We start from the raw sequence: 18,950 nt of genomic DNA, 5'->3' as shown, positions 1-18,950 counted from the left end.
ACAGGCCGTCGGGGCAGATGTGCTGCCACCAGCCGCCGTGGGCGGGGCCGTTCATGCTTTGGCGCGCACGGCGAGCGTCCGCCAACCCGTCACCAAACCGGCCCTGGCAGCGACCCGTGTGGCCTTCCCAGGCACCGGGCTTGCGGCCGCCAGCGCTCGCCTGGGCGGAACGGCCCTTGCCATCCAACTGCTGACGGCGCCGATCGCCCCAGCGTCAAGACATGAGCAGCGCCTTTAGCTCCTCGGCAGATAAATCCCGCGCCGCGCCAAACCCTGCCACGTGGCGGCCCACCGAAGGGATGATCTGCACGAACTGGAAGTCGCCCAGCGCCGTCATGGGCGCTGCCTCAGGAAAGCGCCGCAGGTAGGCGGCGCGCGCGCTGGCGGCTGCCTCGGGCGCAAGCAGCACGGCTTGCCCTTGGATGGCAACGCGCTCCAGCGCATGCACGGGCTGGGCCGCGTCCTCGGGCGCCGTGATCAGGAGAGAAACCGCGGGCGATTGCCGCAGGTTGCGGGTATGGGCGGCGAGGGCGCTGACATGCAATACCAGCACCTGGGCCGTGGAGTCGATGGCATACGGAACGAACGACACCGCCGGCGTTGTGAATGGAACCGTTTCCGCGCCGGGCAGGGTTTGCAGCGTTGCCAGCGCGGCCGTGCGCCGGCCCCACAGCAGTTGCCGCAGCAAGCGGTCCAGGCGGGACTCGTGGGTCATGGCGTGCTTGGGGGCGGGCAGTTGCAAGTGCCGTGCATTGTAGAAACGGGCCTGCGATGAACGCGCTGCGGCCGCGACGCCTTCGAAAAGTGTCAGAAGCGGTCGCAGCAGTGCCCCGCGGTCAGCGCAGGGCCAGGCGCTCCAGTTCCGCGCACACATCGGCCATGCGGCCGGAAATCACGAGCTTGCAGGCGTCGTCGGTGTCATGGCGCAGGATCACGCGCAGGGGGAGCGAACGGGTGGAGATCGCAGGCCGCAGACCTGTGTGCTGCGTGGCCGCATCCGCGGCAGGCATGGCAAAGGCGCGGTGGCGGGCCGGATTTTCTTGCGCCATGCCCGCCACGGCGGGGCTATCGGGAGGGCCGGCGTTGGGCGTCGCTCCCTGGAGTGCATCGGCGCGTCTGTGCGTGGTGCAGGCAGAGGGTGCCGCGCCGCGCGACATATGGCGTGCGGCCAGTCCCCATCGGCGCAGGCGGCGCAAGGGGCGGGAAAGGGAGGCAAAGGCAAAGAGGGCAAATCCCATGTGAAGACTCCGGCATGCCAGGGCATGAAGGTGGAACACAGGCAGGATTGCCAAGGACGTCAAGCGCGCATCCGCAGGGTTGGCATGCCGCAGCCACGGGGCATGCCCGGGCTACCGCCTGCCAGACGCCCGCCACCTGCGGCGGCGCTGCATTCAACGGACTACATGAGCATGGTGTTGCGTATCAGGCCCACGGCCAGCCCTTCGATCTCGAAAGGTTCGCCCGGCTCGACGCGGATCACCGGGTAGTCGGGGTTCTCGGGCAGCAGTTCGATGGCGCTGCCTGTGCGGCGCAGGCGCTTGACCGTGACGTCATCGCCCAGGCGCGCCACGATGATTTGCCCGTTGCGCGCCTCGCGCGTTGCCTGTACGGCGAGCAGGTCGCCGTCCATGATGCCCGCGTCGCGCATGGACATGCCGCGCACCTTGAGCAGGTAGTCGGGCTTGTGCGCAAACAGGCTGCCTTCCACCGTATAGGTCTGGTCCACATGCTCCTGGGCGAGAATGGGCGAGCCGGCCGCCACGCGGCCCACCAGCGGCAGCGTGAGCTGCGACAGGCCGGGTATCGGCAGGTTGAACTGGGCGCCGCGCGCCGCATTGATGTTGCGCACGGTTTCGCCGCGCAGGCGGATGCCGCGCGAGGTGCCGCTGACCAGTTCGATCACGCCCTTGCGGGCCAGCGCCTGCAGGTGCTCCTCGGCCGCGTTGGCGGACTTGAAACCCAGCTCTGCCGCGATCTCGGCGCGGGTGGGCGGGGCGCCGGTGCGCGCGATGGCGGTCTGGATCAGGTCCAGGATCTGCTGCTGGCGGGCGGTGAGCTTGGGACTGTCGAGCATGGTGCGATCCAATGCGGTCGGTGGTTGAGTGGGTTACTGTTTTTTAATCCAGTATCTGTATTTTTGAACAGTTTTTGGAGGGATGCAAGTGGCAGCTGCAAGAAAAATCGTCGTTATGGGCACCGGCGGCACGATTGCGGGCTCTTCCGCGGTGCAAGGTGCGAACGTGGGCTACACGGCCGGGCAGATCGGCGTGGAGCAATTGCTGGCCGCGGTGCCCGGGCTGGTGCAGGCCGCGGGCGGCGCGCTGGTGGCCGAACAGGTGGTGCAACTGGACAGCAAGGACATGGGCTTTGACGTGTGGGCGCGCCTGGCCGGTCGTTGCGCCGCACACCTGGCCGACCCGGCCGTGGCCGGCGTCGTCATCACCCACGGCACGGATACGCTGGAGGAAACCGCCTGGCTGCTGCACAACCTGCTCGATACCACCGCCAAGCCGGTGGTACTGACCTGTGCCATGCGTCCGGCCACGGCGCTCGCGCCGGACGGGCCGCAGAACCTGCTGGATGCCGTCACGCTGGCGGCCGATCCCTCAGCGCGGGGGGTTCTGATGGCGGCCGCTGGCGTGGTGCACGGGGCACGCGAGGTGAGCAAGGTGCACCCGCTGCGGCTGGACGCGTTCGACTCCGGCGATGCTGGGCCTCTGGGCTGGATGGAAGCGGGGCGCGTGCGCTGGGCCCGCGGCCTTGCGCCGCAGGTGGAACAGCCCGCGCATGGCGCGCTGGTGCCGATCCTGCCAGATGCCGCCTGGCCACGCGTGGAAATCGTCCTCAGCCACGCCGGCGCGGATGGCGCGTTGGTGGACTGGCTGGTGGAGAAGGGCGTGCGCGGCATCGTGGTGGCCGCCACCGGCAATGGCACGCTGCACCATGCGCTGGAGGCCGCGCTCGCGCGTGCCGTGGCGGCCGGGGTGCAGGTGCGCGTGGCTTCGCGCTGCCCGCAGGGGCGGATGATGGACCTGACGGGCACGCCTTGGCGCGATGCGGATGGGCTGAGCCCTGTGAAGGCACGCGTGAGCTTGCTGCTGGAACTGATGCAGTCCGCTAATTCATAAGCACCGTCATGGGCCGAGGCGTTTGCCTGGGCACACAGCACAACGCCCCGCGTTGCGAGGCGTTGGCGGGCGCCGGCGGCGGGTTCGTCAGCTTGACAGTGCCGTCAGGGCGCGCTGGGTGATTTCCTCCACGCTGCCGGTGCCTTGAATGGCACGGTACTTGGGCGCGTTGGCGGGATCGGTCTTGGCCCAGCTGGAGTAATAGTCCACCAGCGGGCGGGTCTGGTCGCTGTAGACCTGCAGGCGCTTCTTGACGGTTTCTTCCTTGTCGTCCTCGCGCTGCACCAGGGGCTCGCCCGTCACGTCGTCCTTGCCTTCGACCTTGGGCGGGTTGAACTTCACGTGGTAGGTGCGGCCCGAAGCGGGGTGGGAGCGGCGGCCGCTCATGCGTTCGATGATGGCCTCGAACGGCACGTCGATCTCCAGCACATAGTCGAGCTTCACGCCCGCGGCCTTCATGGCGTCTGCCTGGGGGATGGTGCGTGGGAAGCCGTCGAACAGGAAACCCTGGGCGCAGTCGGGCTCGGCGATGCGCTCCTTCACCAGGTTGATGATCAGGTCGTCGCTGACGAGCTGGCCCGCATCCATGACGGCCTTGGCTTGCAGGCCCAGGGGCGTGCCGGCCTTGACGGCGGCGCGCAGCATGTCGCCGGTGGAGATCTGGGGGATGCCGAATTTCTGGCAGATGAACGCGGCCTGCGTACCCTTTCCGGCGCCGGGAGCGCCGAGCAGAATCAGTCTCATGGATGTCCTCTAGTGTTTTGAAATCAGCGGGCACGCTTGCCGTCGGCGCGCCAGCGCGGGACAGGTGCTCTTGTTGCGAACAAGGATAGCACGCGGGCCATGCGCCAAGCTGACGGCCGCGCTAGCCGCCCAGGAGGGTGCGCACGCGCTCCAGGTCGGCTGGCGTGTCCACGCCCGCACCGGGTGCGCTGCCGGTCACGTGCACGGCGATGCGGTGGCCGTGCCAGAGGGCGCGCAGCTGCTCCAGCGCTTCCAGTTGCTCGGTCGGCGCCGCTGGCAGCTGTGGAAACCGGCGCAGAAAGCCTGCCCGGTAGCTGTAGATGCCGATGTGCCGCAGCGGTGCGAAACCCACGGGCACCCCCGGTTGGCCCGGCTGCCACCAGAGGCTGCCCGGCCCGTGGTCGCGTGCGTGGGGGATGGGGGCGCGGCTGAAGTAGTGCGCGAGGCCCTGCGCGTCCAGCACCACCTTCACCACGTTGGGGTTCGCAAAGTCCTCCGCGCTGTCGATGGCGTGCGCGGCGGTGCCCATGCTGGCATCGCCGCGCGCATGCAGCAGTGCGGCCACGGCGTCGATCAGCCGTGGGTCGATGAGGGGCTCATCACCCTGTACGTTCACCACAATGTCTTCGCCCGCCAGGCCCAGCAGCTCGCAGGCCTCGGCCAGGCGATCGCTGCCGCTGGCGTGGTCGGCGCGCGTCAGCAGAGCCTGCACCCCGTGCGCCTGGCAGGCCTGGACGATGCGCGCGTCGTCCGCCGCGACCACGCAGCGCTGGGCGCCGCTCTGGCTGGCGCGGCGGGCCACATGCACCACCATGGGCAGCCCGGCGATATCGGCCAGGGGCTTGTTGGGCAGGCGGGTGGAGGCCAGGCGCGCCGGTATCAGCACCGTGAACGGTGCGGCGCGTCTCACTGTTCCAGCTCCTCGTCGCTCAAGGGGCGGGCCTCGTTTTCCAGCAGCACGGGAATGCCGTCGCGCACGGGATAGGCCAGCCGCGCGCTGCGCGAGATGAGTTCCTGGCGTTCGCGGTCGTAGGTCAGCGGGCCCTTGGTGACGGGGCAGACCAGCAGTTCAAGCAGTTTGGGATCCATGGTGTTCCTCAATGGCCGGACGATGATAGCGACGCCAGGCGGGCGTCGAGCGCGTCGAAGAAGGCCGGCGGGATCCGCAGGGCCAGCGGCACGGCCAGCGCGTCCGGGTGCGCGGGCCAGAGCTTGACGGCGTCTTTTTCGGTACAAATCAGCCGTAAGCGCTTATCCGGCGGGCGCTTCCAGCTAGAAAAATCATAGTGATCGGGCAGTGCTTCCTCGCTCTCGGGCTGAATGCCCCTGGCGTGCAGCATCGCAAAAAAGTCGTGCGGCCGCGCGATCGCCGCGAGTGCGTGCGAGGGTTCGCCCTGCAATTGCTCCAGCGGCAGGTGCTGCCCGCTGGCATTCACGGCATGGGCGGCGAGTTCACGTGACAGCGCGAATTGCGGCGCGCCCCCACCGGGCGGGGAGCCGGCGTGGAGCACCAGGTCCACCGCGCGCGGCCAGGGCTCGCGCAGCGGGCCGGCGGGCAGCAGCCAGCCGTTGCCGGCGCCTTCGTCGTTGAAGACGCAGACTTCCAGGTCGCGCGCCAGGGCCAGGTGCTGCAGGCCGTCGTCGCAAATCAGGATGTTGGTGGCGGGGTGGGCGGCCAGCAGCGCGCGCCCGGCCTGGGCACGCCTGCGCGCCACGAAGACCGGGGCGCCGCTGGCGCGGGCGATGAGCAGCGGCTCGTCGCCCACCTCGGCCGCGCTGCTGGCGGGCAGCACTTCGTGGCAGTCTGCGGTGGCGCGGCCGTATCCCCGCGAGATGACGCCCGGCCGCCAGCCGCGGGCCTGCAGGTGGCGCACCACGGCCAGGGTCACGGGCGTTTTGCCGGCGCCGCCGGCGATCACGTTGCCGACCACGATGACGGGCACGGGCAGTCGCTCGCTGCGCAGCAGACCCGTGCGATAGAGCGCGCGGCGCAGCGCCGTGAGCACGCCGTACAGCAGCGACAGCGGCCACAGCGCCAGGGCCAGCGCGCCACGGTGCTGCCAGGCGCCGCGCAGCCGCTCGACCAGGGGGGACGGGCGGCCGGGCGCGGCCATCGGCGCAGGCTTACTTGCCGGCCGTGGCCGACGACTGGGTGGCAAAGGTGATCTGCGACAGGCCCACGCGGCGCGCGGCCTCCATCACCGTGACCACGGACTGGTGGGGGGCCGATGCGTCGGCGCTGATGATGACCACGCTGTTCGGCCCCGCAGTGGCGGCATCGGCCAGCGCACGCGCCACCTGGTCGACCTGCCGGCCCTCCAGCGTGGTCTTGTTGATGGCGTAGCGTCCGTCGGCGGCCACGGCCACGATGACTTCCTTGGGGTGGTCGCGCAACTGCTGAGCGTCCGCTACGGGCAGGGTGAGCTGCAGCTCGGTGAACTTGCTGTAGGTGGTGGTCAGCATCAGGAAGATGAGGATCACCAACAGCACGTCGATGAAGGGGATCAGGTTGATCTCCGGCTCTTCCTTTTGGCGGGGGCGAAAGTTCATGGCGAAACGTGCCTCTGTGCGCTGGCGCCGCTCACTTGCGCAGGCGGTTGATGTGCCGCACGAATTGTTCGGACGCCAGTTCCAGCGTCAACAGGTAGGCGTCCACGCGGCTGCGGAAGTAGCGCCAGAAGATCAGCGCCGGGATGGCCACGATCAGGCCGAAGGCGGTGTTGTACAGCGCAATGGAGATGCCGTGCGCCAATTGCGCGGGGTTGCCGCCGCCCGTCGCGCCCACGGCGCCCGTGCCGGCCTGGGAGCCGAAGATCTCGATCATGCCGATCACCGTGCCCAGCAGGCCCAGCAGCGGTGCGGCCGAGGCGATGGTGGCCAGGGCGTTGAGGTACTTCTCCAGCCGGTGGGCGACGGCGCGGCCGGCGCCCTCCATGGCGGCGCGCACGTCGGCCTCGGTGCTCTGGGGGTTGCTGTTGAGCGTGCGCAGGCCGCTGGCCAGCACTTCGCCCAGGGCCGAGTTCTGCGCCAGCTGGTTCACCACATCGGGCGAGGGAATGGACTTGGAGGAGACCGAGATAGCCTCGTCCAGCAGCTTCGGGGGGGCCACACGGGCGGTCTTCAGTGCGACGAAGCGCTCAAAAACCAGCGCCAGCGCCAGGATGGAACAGGCAATCAGGGGCCAGATCGGCCAGCCCGCGGCTTGTATGATCGACAGCAATTCTCACTCCGCTCACGTAAAAAGCAGCGGGGATTATGGCGCAGCTTCCAACCCGGCCTTTGGGCGCATCGTCTGCTTAACGCCACCCCTGTTCGGAGCACAGGGCCGGGGCACGTAGAGTCGCCCGGGAGACTCACATTTTCTGTGGATAACTTTGTGGGAAACCACGTGCATACCCGTCGCGAAGCGGCGCCGTTACGTGGTTTGCTTAGTTTGATGAAAAACTGCGCATCAAAAAAACCTTTGAAATCAATGGGTTGCACGTACTCTTGTGGTATGGGGCCGGGTTGGCGCATGGCCTTCCGCCGTGGCGCCGGATGCCCGGATCTGTGGACTAGTGCACCGGCCCGGTGCGCGTACAAGCGTGGAGCGGCCTGTGTTTGAGCGTGCAGATACAGGCGTGGCGCCGCGAATCTGGGAGGTTGGCGCGTTATGCCGCGCCATTGCTGATGCGCTGGAGGCGCGGTTCAATCCTGTCGCGGTGCGCGGGGAGATCACGGGCTTCTCGCGCGCGTCCAGCGGGCACTGCTACTTCACGCTGAAGGATGGAAATGGTCAGATCCGCTGCGCCATGTTCCGCCGTGCGGCAGGCGTGCTGGATTTCACCCCGCGCGACGGCGAACTGGTCGAAGTGCGCGGCCGGCTGGGCGTGTACGAGGCACGCGGCGACCTGCAGCTCATCGTCGACAGCCTGCAGCGCGCGGGGCAGGGGGCGCTGTTCGAGCAGTTCATGCGCCTCAAGGCGCAACTGGAGGCCGAGGGCCTGTTCGACGCGGCGCGCAAGCGCGCGCTGCCGGCCATGCCGCGCGGCATCGGCGTGGTCACGTCGCCGGGCGCTGCAGCACTGCATGACGTGGTGACGGCACTGCGCCGGCGCGTGCCGCACATTCCCGTGGTGCTGGTGCCGGCCCTGGTGCAGGGGGCGCAGGCGCCGGCATCGATTGCCGAAGCGCTATCAAAAATGTATCTGCTTGCGCAGGAGGGGCGGGCGCTGGGCGGTGATTTGGCTATGAATGCCGGGGCGCCGCCAGCCATCGATGTGATCCTGCTGGTGCGCGGCGGTGGCTCCATCGAAGACCTGTGGGCGTTCAATGACGAGCGCGTGGCCCGCGCCATCGTGCAGAGCCCGGTGCCGCTGGTCAGCGGCGTCGGGCATGAGACCGACTTCACCATCGCCGACTTCTGCGCCGACCTGCGTGCGCCCACGCCCACGGCCGCCGCCGAGTTGGTGGCACAGCCGCGTGCCGTGTGGCTGGGGGCACTCGACCTGCTGGCGCAACGGCTGGCCGACGGCGTACAGCGCCAGGTGGACCTGCGGCACCAACGGCTGGACCAGACGGCCCAGCGGCTGGGCCGGCCTTCGGGTTTCGTGGGGCGGCAGCAATTGCGGCTGAGCGGCCTGGAACAGCGCCTGCGCCACGGATTGCTATTGAAAACGCAGCGGCTTGCGCATGCGGGGCAAGCGCTGCAGGGTCATTTTCCTCAAATCGTGCAGCGCAGCCTGGTGCAGCGCAGAGAGCGCCTGGAGCGCGCGGCGCTGCGGTTGCAACTGCTGGATCCGCGCCTGGTGCTGCAGCGCGGCTATGCCTTGCTGACCGATGCGCAGGGGCAACCCGTGACGCGCCCCGCCCAGGTGCGCCTGGGCGACGCCGTGCATGCCCAGTTGGCCGAGGGCGAACTGGACCTGACAGTATCGCAGCGCCGCTTGCTGTGAACGCGGCGCCGGTCAATCCCGTACCAGAGGGCAGGAGTCGCCGCCCGCCTACAGCGGCGAGTGCTATTACTTTCCTACAATGCCCGTTGCTTCGCCGCGCCCTGGTGGCCGCGATCTCCCCCATCCCAACCCACGAAGGACTTGACCATGGAACATACCCTGCCTCCGCTGCCCTACGCGATTGATGCCTTGGCCCCGCACTACAGCCAGGAAACGCTGGAATACCACCACGGCAAGCACCACAACGCCTACGTGGTGAACCTGAACAACCTGCAAAAGGGCACCGAGTTCGAGAACATGACGCTGGAGGAGATCGTCAAGAAGTCGTCCGGCGGCATCTACAACAACGCCGCGCAGATCTGGAACCACACCTTCTTCTGGAACTGCATGGCCCCCAACGGCGGTGGCGAGCCCGGCGGCGCGCTGGCCCAGGCGATCCATGCCAAGTGGGGCAGCTACGCCGCGTTCAAGGAAGCGTTCGTGAAGAGCGCCGTGGGCAACTTCGGCTCCGGCTGGACCTGGCTGGTCAAGAAGGCCGACGGTACGGTGGACATCGTGAACACCGGCGCCGCCGGCACGCCGCTGACCACGGCCGACAAGGCGCTGCTGACGGTGGACGTGTGGGAACACGCCTATTACATCGACTACCGCAACCTGCGTCCCAAGTTCGTCGAGACCTTCCTGGACAAGCTGGTGAACTGGAAGTTCGCCGAAGCCAACTTCGCCTGAGCCGAAAGCGCACGCCGCGCCCTGCGGCGGTGAGCGACCCAAAGACAAACGGCCCGCAGAGGAATCTGCGGGCCGTTTTTTCGTCTGGCTTGACGGCCCGGGCGGCGGCCTCATTGGGTACGGCCTCCCTGGGTAATTTGGCAGCGGGACGACAGTCTTGTAGAAGACTTGCAAAAAAAAAGTGCCAGTTCCCCTGTCAATTTTTTGCAATGCGATATTCGATTGCAAATTACACGATTTCCGCGCAACGACTCGCGCACAATCCGGACTGTCACATCGGATGACTGCGCGCGAGGCCGCGGACCGGCGGCGCAAGACCTCTGTTTTGTTTACCTGAGAGACGAGATGAGCACCCAGAAACCCACCATCATCTATACCCTGACCGACGAGGCTCCCCGCCTGGCCACGGCCTCCTTCCTGCCCATCGTGCGCAGCTTCGCGTCGGTGGCCGGTATCGAAGTGGCCGAGAGCGACATCTCCCTGGCGGCGCGCGTCCTGGGTGAGTTCCCTGACTTCCTGACGCCCGAGCAGCGCGTACCCAATACGCTGGCTGAACTGGGCAAGAAGACGCTCGAGCCCGACGTCAACATCATCAAGCTGCCCAACATCAGCGCGTCCGTGGCGCAGTTGATCGCCGCCATCAAGGAACTGCAAGGCAAGGGCTACAACCTGCCCGACTACCCCGAGAACCCCACCACCGACGAGGAAAAGGCCATCAAGGCCCGCTATGGCAAATGCCTGGGCTCGTCCGTGAACCCGGTGCTGCGCGAGGGCAACTCCGACCGCCGCGCGCCTGCCGCGGTGAAGAACTACGCCAAGAAGCACCCGCACTCCATGGGCGAGTGGAAGCAGTGGTCGCAGACGCATGTGTCCCACATGCACGAGGGCGACTTCTATCATGGCGAAAAGTCCCTGACCCTGGACAAGGCCCGCGACGTAAAGATGGTGCTGGAGACGAAGTCCGGCAAGACCGTGGTGCTGAAGGAAAAGGTCGCGCTCAAGGACGGCGAGATCATCGACTCCATGTTCATGAGCAAGAAGGCCCTGTGCGCCTTCTACGAGAAGGAACTGGCCGACTGCAAGGAAGCCGGCATCCTGTTCTCGCTGCACGTGAAGGCCACGATGATGAAGGTCTCGCACCCGATCGTGTTCGGTCACTGCGTGAAGATCTACTACAAGGAAGCCTTCGAGAAGCACGGCGCGCTGTTTGACGAGCTGGGCATCAACGTCAACAACGGCATGGCCACGTTGTACGAGAAGATCGAGACGCTGCCGGCCTCCAAGCGTGAAGAGATCATCCGCGACCTGCACGCCTGCCAGGAGCACCGTCCGGCGCTGGCCATGGTGGACTCCGCCAAGGGCATCACCAACTTCCACTCGCCCAACGACATCATCGTGGACGCCTCCATGCCCGCCATGATCCGCCAGGGCGGCAAGATGTGGGGCGCCGACGGCAAGCCTTACGACTGCAAGGCCGTGATGCCCGAGTCGACCTTCGCCCGTATCTACCAGGAGATGATCAACTTCTGCAAGTGGCACGGCAACTTCGACCCGCGCACCATGGGCACCGTGCCCAACGTGGGCCTGATGGCGCAGAAGGCCGAGGAATACGGCTCCCACGACAAGACCTTCGAGATCGCCGAAGACGGCGTGGCCAACATCGTGGACATCGCCACGGGTGAAGTGCTGCTGTCGCAGAACGTGGAAACCGGCGACATCTGGCGTATGTGCCAGGTCAAGGACGCTGCGATCCGCGACTGGGTGAAGCTGGCCGTGACCCGCGCGCGCAACTCCGGCATGCCCGCCGTGTTCTGGCTGGACCCCTATCGCCCGCACGAGAACGAGCTGATCAAGAAGGTCGAGAAGTACCTGAAGGACCACGACACTACCGGCCTCAACATCCAGATCATGAGCCAGGTGCGAGCGATGCGCTTCACGCTGGAGCGCGTGGCGCGCGGCCTGGACACCATCTCGGTGACCGGCAACATCCTGCGCGACTACCTGACCGACCTGTTCCCGATCATGGAACTGGGCACTTCCGCCAAGATGCTGTCCATCGTGCCCCTGATGGCCGGCGGCGGCATGTACGAGACGGGCGCGGGCGGCTCCGCTCCCAAGCACGTGCAGCAGCTGCTCGAAGAGAACTACCTGCGCTGGGACTCGCTGGGGGAATTCCTGGCGCTGGCCGTGTCGCTGGAAGACCTGGGCCTGAAGGAAAACAACCCCCGCGCCAAGCTGCTGGCCAAGACGCTGGACCAGGCTACCGGCAAGCTGCTGGACGAGAACAAGTCGCCCTCGCGCAAGGTGGGCGAGATCGACAACCGCGGCAGCCAGTTCTATCTGTCGCTGTACTGGGCCCAGGCCCTGGCCGCGCAGTCCGAGGACGCCGCGCTGGCCGCCAAGTTCGCTCCGTTGGCCAAGACCCTGGCCGATAACGAGGCCAAGATCGTCGAGGAACTGCGCGTGGTGCAGGGCAAGCCCGCCGACATCGGTGGCTACTACCTGCCCGATCTGTCCAAGCTGGACGCCGTGATGCGCCCCAGCGCCACGTTCAACGCGGCCATCGCAGCGCTCGCCTGACGGAGCACCGGCCGGGTGTCATCCTGGCCGTTGGCACCTGGCCGTCACCGGCCTTCCCGCAAGGGGAGGCCGGTTTCTTTTTGCACGGCCTTTGGGTGGGGTGGACCCTCGCAATCGCGGACAGGGATGCTATGAAAAATGAAGCTCTTCGCGCTTGATACGCAATGGTTTCAAGGTAAATATCTCATGAAATCCTTGCGGGAAAAGCGCTGCCAGCTCCTGAATAAATAGCGCGCTACCGCTGCGTGAACGGTCTTCCGCTGAGCCTGCTGCCCGCCTTTAGCCCGCGCTTGGCGAACCAGCCCTGGTTCATCTCCAGCACGAAGCGCACCGGCCGCTTGGAGCAGTGCGATTCTTCGGACAGCGGCTGCATGTCCACCAGGTTCACGATGGTGCCGTCGTCGGCCACGAAGGCCGCGGTGAGCGGCAGCAGCGTATTGCGCATCCAGAAGCATTGCGTGGCCGGCTGCTCGAAGACGAACAGCATGCCCTCGTGCATGGGCATGTCGCGGCGGTGCATCAGGCCGACTTGGCGCTCCTGCGGCGCGGTGGCGACCTGGGCGTCGATGCGGTGCATGCCGGCCTGCAACTCCACGCGCGGCAGGTTCATTTGCGGAACACCCTGCGCCGCTGCGGCTGCGCACAGGCCTAAGGCCACGCCGTATGCCAGCAGGGGAGACAGAAAGCTGCGCAGCAAGCGCGCGATGGGCATGGCAGGTGCGGTGAGCGAAAACATGGGCATGGAAGACATGGGTTGGCAGGGGCAATGCGGAACCCTGAGCGTAGCAGGCAACAAAAAGCCCGCCGAAGCGGGCTGTTCAGCAGTGGCCGCGGCGATCAGGCGGCCGTCTTGCTTCGCTTGGCGGTCTTCTTGGCGACCTTGGCGCTCTTGTGCTTGGCGGGCGCCATGGCGTGGTGGTTGCGCAGCTTGGCGGGTTTGGTGGCGGCGGCCGGAGCCGGTGCGGCGGCCGCAGGGGCGGCCGTGTCGGGGGCGGCCACAACGGCCGGGGTGGCGGGAACTGCTGGCGTGGCAGGGGTCGATTGCGCGAAGGCCCCCGTTGCGAGCAGACCGCCGGCCAGGATAGCGAGGAGTTTTTTCATATGTGCCAATTCCTTGGAAGGGTCGGTATACCGGTATACGCCAGGCGGCCAGGCCGCATGGCACGGATGCGTGCGTCGGCCGCGGAGCCTGTTGCACGCCCTGTCTCAACGGCTTCCCGGAGCGCGCGTTGACAGCGACCCTTCGCGGGGCATCATGCCGGGCCGACATGCGCTGCGGGGCGGGCCACCCTGCAGCCTTGCCCTAGAATCTTTGGGCGCCGTTCCTGCGCGAGCAGCCCGCCGCCTTGCGCACGCACCTACAGGAGACCTTCTTCATGACCAGCTACCAGCACATCCAGATTCCGCCCCAGGGCCAGAAGATCACCGTCAACGCCGACATGTCGCTGAACGTGCCCCACCAGCCCATCATCCCGTTCATCGAAGGCGACGGCACGGGCATGGACATCACGCCCGTGATGCTCAAGGTGGTGGATGCGGCTGTGGCAAAGTCTTATGGCGGGCAGCGCAAGATCCACTGGATGGAGGTGTATGCCGGCGAGAAGTCCACCAAGGTCTATGGCCCCGACGTGTGGCTGCCCGAAGAGACGCTGCACGCCGTGCGCGACTACGTGGTTTCCATCAAGGGGCCGCTCACCACGCCCGTGGGCGGCGGCATCCGTTCGCTGAACGTGGCGCTGCGCCAGGAGCTGGACCTGTACGTCTGCCTGCGCCCGGTGCGCTACTTCAAGGGCGTGCCTTCGCCGGTGCGTGAGCCCGAGAAGATCAACATGGTCATCTTTCGCGAGAACTCCGAGGACATCTATGCCGGCATCGAGTTCGAGGCCGAGTCGGACAAGGCCAAGAAGCTCATCAAGTTCTTGCAGGAGGAATTCGGCGTCAAGAAGATCCGCTTTCCTGAGACATCGGGCATCGGGGTCAAGCCGGTGTCGCGCGAGGGCACGCAGCGCCTGGTGCGCAAGGCCATCCAGTACGCCATCGACAACGACCGGCCCAGCGTGACCCTGGTGCACAAGGGCAACATCATGAAGTTCACCGAAGGGGGCTTTCGTGACTGGGGCTATGAACTGGCAGCCCAGGAATTTGGCGCGCAGCTGATCGACGGCGGCCCGTGGATGCGCATCAAGAATCCCCGCACCGGCAAGGACATCACCATCAAAGACAGCATTGCCGACGCCTTCCTGCAGCAGATCCTGCTGCGCCCGGCCGAGTACAGCGTGATCGCCACGCTGAACCTGAATGGCGACTACATCTCCGACGCATTGGCGGCGCAGGTGGGCGGCATCGGCATCGCCCCGGGTGCCAACCTGTCCGACAGCGTGGCGATGTTCGAGGCCACCCATGGCACGGCCCCCAAGTACGCGGGAAAGGACTATGTCAACCCGGGCTCCGAGATCCTCTCGGCCGAGATGATGTTGCGCCACATGGGCTGGACCGAGGCGGCCGACCTGATCATCAGTTCCATGGAGAAGGCCATCCAGAGCAAGAAGGTGACCTATGACTTTGCGCGCCTCATGGACGGGGCCACGCAGGTGAGCTGCTCGGGCTTCGGGCAGGTGATGATCGACCACATGTAAGCGCCCCGCCAACCACGGGTGCGTGACTGGGCCCGCCGCTGGTCGGCGGGTTTTTTTGCCCTAGCGCAAGGTCAGCGCCCAGCAAAAAGGCCATCCCAACAGATGCTGGAATGGCCTTGAATGGCTCCTCAACCTGGGCTCGAACCAGGGACCTACGGATTAACAGTCCGGCGCTCTACCGACTGAGCTATTGAGGAATGATCGGTGCTTGTTTTTGGCAGGCCTTGTGCAATTGCAAGGCTTGGAATTTGGCTCCTCGACCTGGGCTCGAACCAGGGACCTGCGGATTAACAGTCCGTCGCTCTACCGACTGAGCTATCGAGGAACAAGACTTAGATTATATACATAAAAAAGTGCCGCCTTGACGCTGTGCTGTGCAAGGGATGCGAAGGGCGATGTCAGCGCTGCGGCTCAGGGCGAAGCCACAGCCACACCAGTACGCAGGCCATGCTGACCACCGCGCTGATGGTCGCCCAGCGTGGGATATGCACCACCCACAGCACCAGCGCGCACAGGGCCATCAGGAAGGTGGCGCTCCACTTCGCATGGCGGCTCACGCGCCCGCCGTTGGCCCAGTTGCGCAGCATGGAGCCGAACAGCGGGTGGAACCACAGCCAGCGGTACAGGCGCGGCGAACTGCGCGCGGCCGCCCAGCCCGCCATGAGGATGAACACCGTGCTGGGCAGGCCCGGCACGACGATGCCGATCACCCCCATCGCCAGGCAGAGTGCGGCAAACACCAGCAAGAGCCAGCGCGCCAGCGCGGGCAGGGGCGCTTGCTCAGGGACGGGCGGCAGTGGCTCGGACGGCGGGGACATGCCTGCCATTGTGCAGGTGTTGCCGGGCGTTATGCTCCAAGGCAGGGACGCCGCCATGCCTTTCGCCATGCCCTGCGCTTGGCGGCTGCAGCCCGCAGACCCACCATGACCATCCGCACCATCCTGAAGATGGGCGACCCGCGACTGTTGCGGGTGGCCCAACCCGTTACCGCATTCGATACGCCCGCGCTGCACCAACTGGTGAACGACATGCGCGAGACGATGCAGGCCGTGAACGGCGCGGGCCTGGCAGCACCGCAGATCGGGGAGGATTGGCAGGTGGTGATCTTCGGCTCCGGCGAGCGCAACCCGCGCTACCCCGACCGCCCCATCGTGCCGCCCACGGTGCTCATCAATCCCGTGATCACGCCGCTGGGCGCCGACGAGGAGGACGACTGGGAGGGCTGCCTGTCCGTGCCGGGCCTGCGCGGCAAGGTGCCGCGCTTTGCGCGCATCCACTACCGCGGCGTCGATCTGCTGGGCGCGCCCATCGACCGTGTGGCGGAAGGTTTCCACGCGCGGGTAGTGCAGCACGAGTGCGACCACCTGATCGGCAAGCTCTACCCAATGCGCGTGCGCGATTTCACGCAGTTCGGTTACACGGAGGTGTTGTTTCCGGAGATTGGTGCGGTAGAAGACGATTGAGCGCTCAATCAGGCTGTAGCGCCCTTGTGGCAAGCGCAAGCAGCTATCGAAATCATAGTCATTGATCGGCCAGCGCCTGCAGTAGCTCGGTCTCGATCTGGATCTGTCGCGCGTTGTTCTGCATCTCCGGGCCCTGCACCAGGAACACGTCCTCCACCCGTTCGCCCAGCGTGCTCACCTTGGCCAACTGCACGCTGAGGCCGTGGCGCGAGAGCACGCGCGCCACCAGGTACAGCAGGCCGGCACGGTCGCTGGCGGAAATGCTGATGAGCCAGCGCTGGGCCTTTTCGTCAGGGCGCAGCGTGACGCGCGGCGCGATGGGGAAGCTCTTGACGCGACGCGACACGCGCTTGCGCGTAGGCTCGGGCAGCGGCCGCGGGTCTTCGATGGCGCGCAGCAGGTCGTTCTCGACCATGTGAATGAGCTCGCGGTAGGCGCCTGGCTGGCTGGAGGCAACGACCTGGAAGGTGTCCAGCGCATGGCCGTTGTTGGCAGTGTGCACACGCGCATCCAGGATGGAAAAGCCCGCACGGTCGAAGTAGCCGCAGATGCGCATGAACAGGTCGCTTTGGTCCGGCGCATACACCAGCACCTGCAGGCCTTCGCCCGCCAGCGACTGGCGTGCGCGCACCACCGGCTTGCCGGCGCCCACGTGGCGCGAGAGGTGGCGGGTGTGCCAGGCGATGTCCGCCGCCTCGTGGCGCATGAAATAGCTCACGTCCAGCGTATCCCACAGCTTCTTGTGCGCCTCGTAGGGCTGGGAGGCCAATGCCAGCAGCACCAGCGCCTCGCGTTTGCGCGCCTCGATCTCGGCGGCGGCGTCGGGTGCGCGCCCGCCCAGGGTACGCAGCGTCGCGTGGTACAGGTCTTCCAGCAGCTTGCCCTTCCAGGCGTTCCACACCTTGGGGCTGGTGCCGCGGATGTCGGCCACGGTGAGCAGGTACAGGGCGGTGAGGTAGCGCTCGTTGCCCACGCGGCGCGCGAAGGCGGCGATCACGTCGGGGTCGGACAGATCCTGCTTTTGCGCCACCTGGCTCATGGTGAGGTGTTCGGCCACGAGGAATTCAATGAGCCGCGCGTCCTCGCGCGTGATGCCGTGCGCCGCGTGCTGGCGGCAAAAGCGCCGCACTTCCTGCGCGCCGATCTGTGAATGGTCGCCGCCGCGCCCCTTGCCGATGTCGTGGAACAGCGCAGCGATGTAGAGAATCCACGGTTTGTCCCAGCCAGCGGCGAGCTGTGAACACGACGGGTATTCATGTGCGTGCTCGGCCATGAAAAAGCGCCGCACGTTGCGCAGCACCATCAGGATGTGCTGGTCCACCGTGTAGACATGGAACAGGTCGTGCTGCATCTGCCCCACGATGCGCCGGAAGGGCCACAGGTAGCGGCCCAGCACGGAGGTCTGGTTCATGAGCCGCATGGCGTGCGTGATGCCTGCGGGCTGCTGCAGGATCTGCATGAACAGCGCGCGGTTCGCGGGGTCGCGCCGGAATTCGCTGTCCATCACGCCACGCGCGTTGTAGAGCGCTCGCAGCGTGCGTGCCGACAGATCCTTGAGCCCTACGGTGGTCTCGTAGAGAAGGAAGGTTTCCAGGACGGCGTGGGGTTCTCTTTCGTACAGGTCGTCGCTGGCCACTTCGATCATGCCGGCCTTCTCGAAGAAGCGCGGGTTGATCGGACGCAGTTCATGCGTGGAGGGGTTCAGTCGCTCCTCGATGCCCAGCAGCAGGATCTGGCACAGCTGCGACACGGCCTTGGCGGCCCAGTAGTAGCGGCGCATCAGCGTCTCGCTGGCACGCATCGCCAGGCGCTGGCCGTCCGGTGCGGTGGAGCGGTAGCCGAAGGTCTCGGCCACGGCGGTCTGCAGATCGAACACCAGGCGGTCTTCGCGCCGGCCGGCCAGCGCATGCAGGCGCGCGCGGATCAGGAACAGCAACGCCTCGTTGCGCTCGATCTGCCGCACCTCGAACGGTGTGGCCAGGCCGCTGGCCGCCAGTTCGCGCCAATTGCGCCCCAGGCCCGCGGCGCGCGCCACCCACTGGATGAGCTGCAGGTCGCGCAGGCCGCCGGGCGACTCCTTGCAGTTGGGCTCCAGCGCGTAGGGGGTGTTTTCGTATTTCGTATGGCGCTGGCGCATCTCCAGCGTCTTGGCGACCAGAAAGGCGCGCGGGTCCATCTGCGCGTCGTAGCGCTGGCGGAACGCATCGAACAGCGCGGCGTTGCCGCACAGCAGGCGCGCTTCCAGCAGCGATGTCTGCACCGTCACATCGGCGGCGGCCTCGCTCAGGCATTCGGCCACGCTGCGCACGCTGGACCCAACCTCCAGCCCCGCGTCCCAGCAGCTGCCGATGAAGGTCTCGATCGGCGTGCAGGGCGCCGCACCTGCATGGCCCGCGGCCACGCTCATGCCGTCCGGCAGCAGCAGCAGCACGTCCACGTCGGAATAAGGGAACAGCTGTGCGCGTCCGTAGCCCCCCACGGCGACCAGCGCCATGCCTTCAGGCAACTGCGCGCGGTCCCACAGCCGGCACAGCAGGCCGTCGGTCAGCGACGAGAGGCGATGCAGCAGGCTGCGCACGCCGCGCGTGGACGCTCCGGGCGCGCGCAGGGTCGCCAGCAGGGCGGCCTTGTCCTGGCGGTAGGCGTCGCGCAGCGCATGCAGCTGCGCGAGATCCGGTGCGGTGGCGGGGGAGCAGGGGGGGATGGAAGGCATGGAGGACGTTTAGCAAGAACCGT

The 18,950-nt window shown here is 66.8% G+C and carries 19 protein-coding genes and 2 tRNA genes; 6 read left to right on the top strand and 15 right to left on the bottom strand.

The window, feature by feature from the left end; genetic code table 11:
• Positions 1-214: 214 nt before the first annotated feature.
• From I3K84_RS05120 to lexA, 3 genes are all read right to left on the bottom strand, one after another.
• Positions 215-715, bottom strand: a complete 501-nt coding sequence (locus I3K84_RS05120; protein WP_196995629.1) for a pyridoxamine 5'-phosphate oxidase family protein — start codon at positions 713-715, stop codon at positions 215-217.
• 121 nt (positions 716-836) lie between these two features.
• Positions 837-1,238 (bottom strand): hypothetical protein, encoded by a 402-nt coding sequence (locus tag I3K84_RS05115; RefSeq protein ID WP_196995628.1) that lies wholly within the window; start codon positions 1,236-1,238, stop codon positions 837-839.
• A 161-nt stretch (positions 1,239-1,399) separates the two neighbouring features.
• Entirely contained in the window at positions 1,400-2,074 is a 675-nt protein-coding gene (lexA, locus tag I3K84_RS05110; RefSeq protein WP_011805517.1) for a transcriptional repressor LexA, read from the bottom strand.
• 82 nt (positions 2,075-2,156) lie between these two features.
• Between lexA and I3K84_RS05105 the strand changes: the two genes are divergently transcribed.
• On the top strand, positions 2,157-3,128 hold the full coding sequence (locus I3K84_RS05105) for an asparaginase (RefSeq protein WP_196995627.1): 972 nt from the start codon (positions 2,157-2,159) through the stop codon (positions 3,126-3,128).
• Positions 3,129-3,215: 87 nt separating this feature from the next.
• On the opposite strand, the gene adk is transcribed toward I3K84_RS05105, so the two are convergent.
• The 6 genes from adk to I3K84_RS05075 all read right to left on the bottom strand — a co-directional run bounded on the left by adk (position 3,216) and on the right by I3K84_RS05075 (position 7,092).
• Complete coding sequence (adk, locus tag I3K84_RS05100) at positions 3,216-3,872, bottom strand: adenylate kinase (RefSeq protein ID WP_196995626.1); 657 nt, start codon at positions 3,870-3,872, stop codon at positions 3,216-3,218.
• A gap of 121 nt (positions 3,873-3,993) precedes the next feature.
• On the bottom strand, positions 3,994-4,782 hold the full coding sequence (kdsB, locus tag I3K84_RS05095) for a 3-deoxy-manno-octulosonate cytidylyltransferase (protein WP_196995625.1): 789 nt from the start codon (positions 4,780-4,782) through the stop codon (positions 3,994-3,996).
• On the bottom strand, positions 4,779-4,961 hold the full coding sequence (locus I3K84_RS05090) for a Trm112 family protein (protein ID WP_011805513.1): 183 nt from the start codon (positions 4,959-4,961) through the stop codon (positions 4,779-4,781). Before I3K84_RS05090 ends, kdsB begins: the two co-directional genes overlap by 4 nt.
• Before the next feature lie 8 nt (positions 4,962-4,969).
• Positions 4,970-5,986, bottom strand: coding sequence for a tetraacyldisaccharide 4'-kinase (lpxK, locus tag I3K84_RS05085; protein ID WP_196995624.1), 1,017 nt, complete (start codon positions 5,984-5,986; stop codon positions 4,970-4,972).
• Positions 5,987-5,996: 10 nt separating this feature from the next.
• Positions 5,997-6,422, bottom strand: coding sequence for a biopolymer transporter ExbD (locus tag I3K84_RS05080; RefSeq protein ID WP_011805511.1), 426 nt, complete (start codon positions 6,420-6,422; stop codon positions 5,997-5,999).
• Between the two features lie 31 nt (positions 6,423-6,453).
• Positions 6,454-7,092 (bottom strand): MotA/TolQ/ExbB proton channel family protein, encoded by a 639-nt coding sequence (locus I3K84_RS05075; RefSeq protein ID WP_011805510.1) that lies wholly within the window; start codon positions 7,090-7,092, stop codon positions 6,454-6,456.
• Positions 7,093-7,468: 376 nt separating this feature from the next.
• Here I3K84_RS05075 and xseA point away from each other — a divergent pair, with 376 nt between their 5' ends.
• From xseA to I3K84_RS05065, 3 genes are all read left to right on the top strand, one after another.
• Positions 7,469-8,806, top strand: coding sequence for an exodeoxyribonuclease VII large subunit (gene xseA / locus I3K84_RS22205; RefSeq protein WP_172206739.1), 1,338 nt, complete (start codon positions 7,469-7,471; stop codon positions 8,804-8,806).
• Between the two features lie 147 nt (positions 8,807-8,953).
• Entirely contained in the window at positions 8,954-9,535 is a 582-nt protein-coding gene (locus I3K84_RS22200) for a superoxide dismutase (RefSeq protein ID WP_231403412.1), read from the top strand.
• Positions 9,536-9,880: 345 nt separating this feature from the next.
• Positions 9,881-12,115: an NADP-dependent isocitrate dehydrogenase gene (locus tag I3K84_RS05065; protein ID WP_172206740.1), complete on the top strand. Its 2,235-nt coding sequence runs from the start codon at positions 9,881-9,883 to the stop codon at positions 12,113-12,115.
• A gap of 235 nt (positions 12,116-12,350) precedes the next feature.
• Here the strand turns inward: I3K84_RS05065 and I3K84_RS05060 are convergent, their stop codons facing one another.
• Both I3K84_RS05060 and I3K84_RS05055 read right to left on the bottom strand, forming a co-directional pair.
• Entirely contained in the window at positions 12,351-12,866 is a 516-nt protein-coding gene (locus I3K84_RS05060; protein ID WP_370567783.1) for a DUF192 domain-containing protein, read from the bottom strand.
• Positions 12,867-12,952: 86 nt separating this feature from the next.
• Positions 12,953-13,216, bottom strand: a complete 264-nt coding sequence (locus tag I3K84_RS05055; RefSeq protein WP_172206741.1) for a hypothetical protein — start codon at positions 13,214-13,216, stop codon at positions 12,953-12,955.
• A gap of 275 nt (positions 13,217-13,491) precedes the next feature.
• Between I3K84_RS05055 and icd the strand changes: the two genes are divergently transcribed.
• Complete coding sequence (gene icd, locus I3K84_RS05050; protein WP_196995623.1) at positions 13,492-14,751, top strand: NADP-dependent isocitrate dehydrogenase; 1,260 nt, start codon at positions 13,492-13,494, stop codon at positions 14,749-14,751.
• Positions 14,752-14,872: 121 nt separating this feature from the next.
• On the opposite strand, the gene I3K84_RS05045 is transcribed toward icd, so the two are convergent.
• From I3K84_RS05045 to I3K84_RS05035, 3 genes are all read right to left on the bottom strand, one after another.
• Positions 14,873-14,948 (bottom strand) — tRNA-Asn (locus tag I3K84_RS05045).
• 52 nt (positions 14,949-15,000) lie between these two features.
• A tRNA-Asn gene (locus I3K84_RS05040) sits at positions 15,001-15,076 on the bottom strand.
• A gap of 73 nt (positions 15,077-15,149) precedes the next feature.
• On the bottom strand, positions 15,150-15,569 hold the full coding sequence (locus I3K84_RS05035) for a YbaN family protein (RefSeq protein WP_011805503.1): 420 nt from the start codon (positions 15,567-15,569) through the stop codon (positions 15,150-15,152).
• A 105-nt stretch (positions 15,570-15,674) separates the two neighbouring features.
• Between I3K84_RS05035 and def the strand changes: the two genes are divergently transcribed.
• The gene (gene def / locus I3K84_RS05030) at positions 15,675-16,214 is read left to right on the top strand and encodes a peptide deformylase (RefSeq protein WP_011805502.1); all 540 of its coding nucleotides are present in this window, start codon (positions 15,675-15,677) and stop codon (positions 16,212-16,214) included.
• Positions 16,215-16,272: 58 nt separating this feature from the next.
• On the opposite strand, the gene I3K84_RS05025 is transcribed toward def, so the two are convergent.
• Positions 16,273-18,927, bottom strand: a complete 2,655-nt coding sequence (locus I3K84_RS05025) for a [protein-PII] uridylyltransferase (RefSeq protein ID WP_196995622.1) — start codon at positions 18,925-18,927, stop codon at positions 16,273-16,275.
• Positions 18,928-18,950 lie beyond the last annotated feature (23 nt).

Origin of the sequence: Diaphorobacter sp. JS3051 (assembly GCF_015832135.1) — a bacterium.
In the GTDB taxonomy this organism is placed as follows: domain Bacteria; phylum Pseudomonadota; class Gammaproteobacteria; order Burkholderiales; family Burkholderiaceae_C; genus Diaphorobacter; species Diaphorobacter nitroreducens.
The sequence above is the reverse complement of the archived record's forward strand: the minus strand, read 5'-3'. Positions and strand labels throughout refer to the sequence as shown.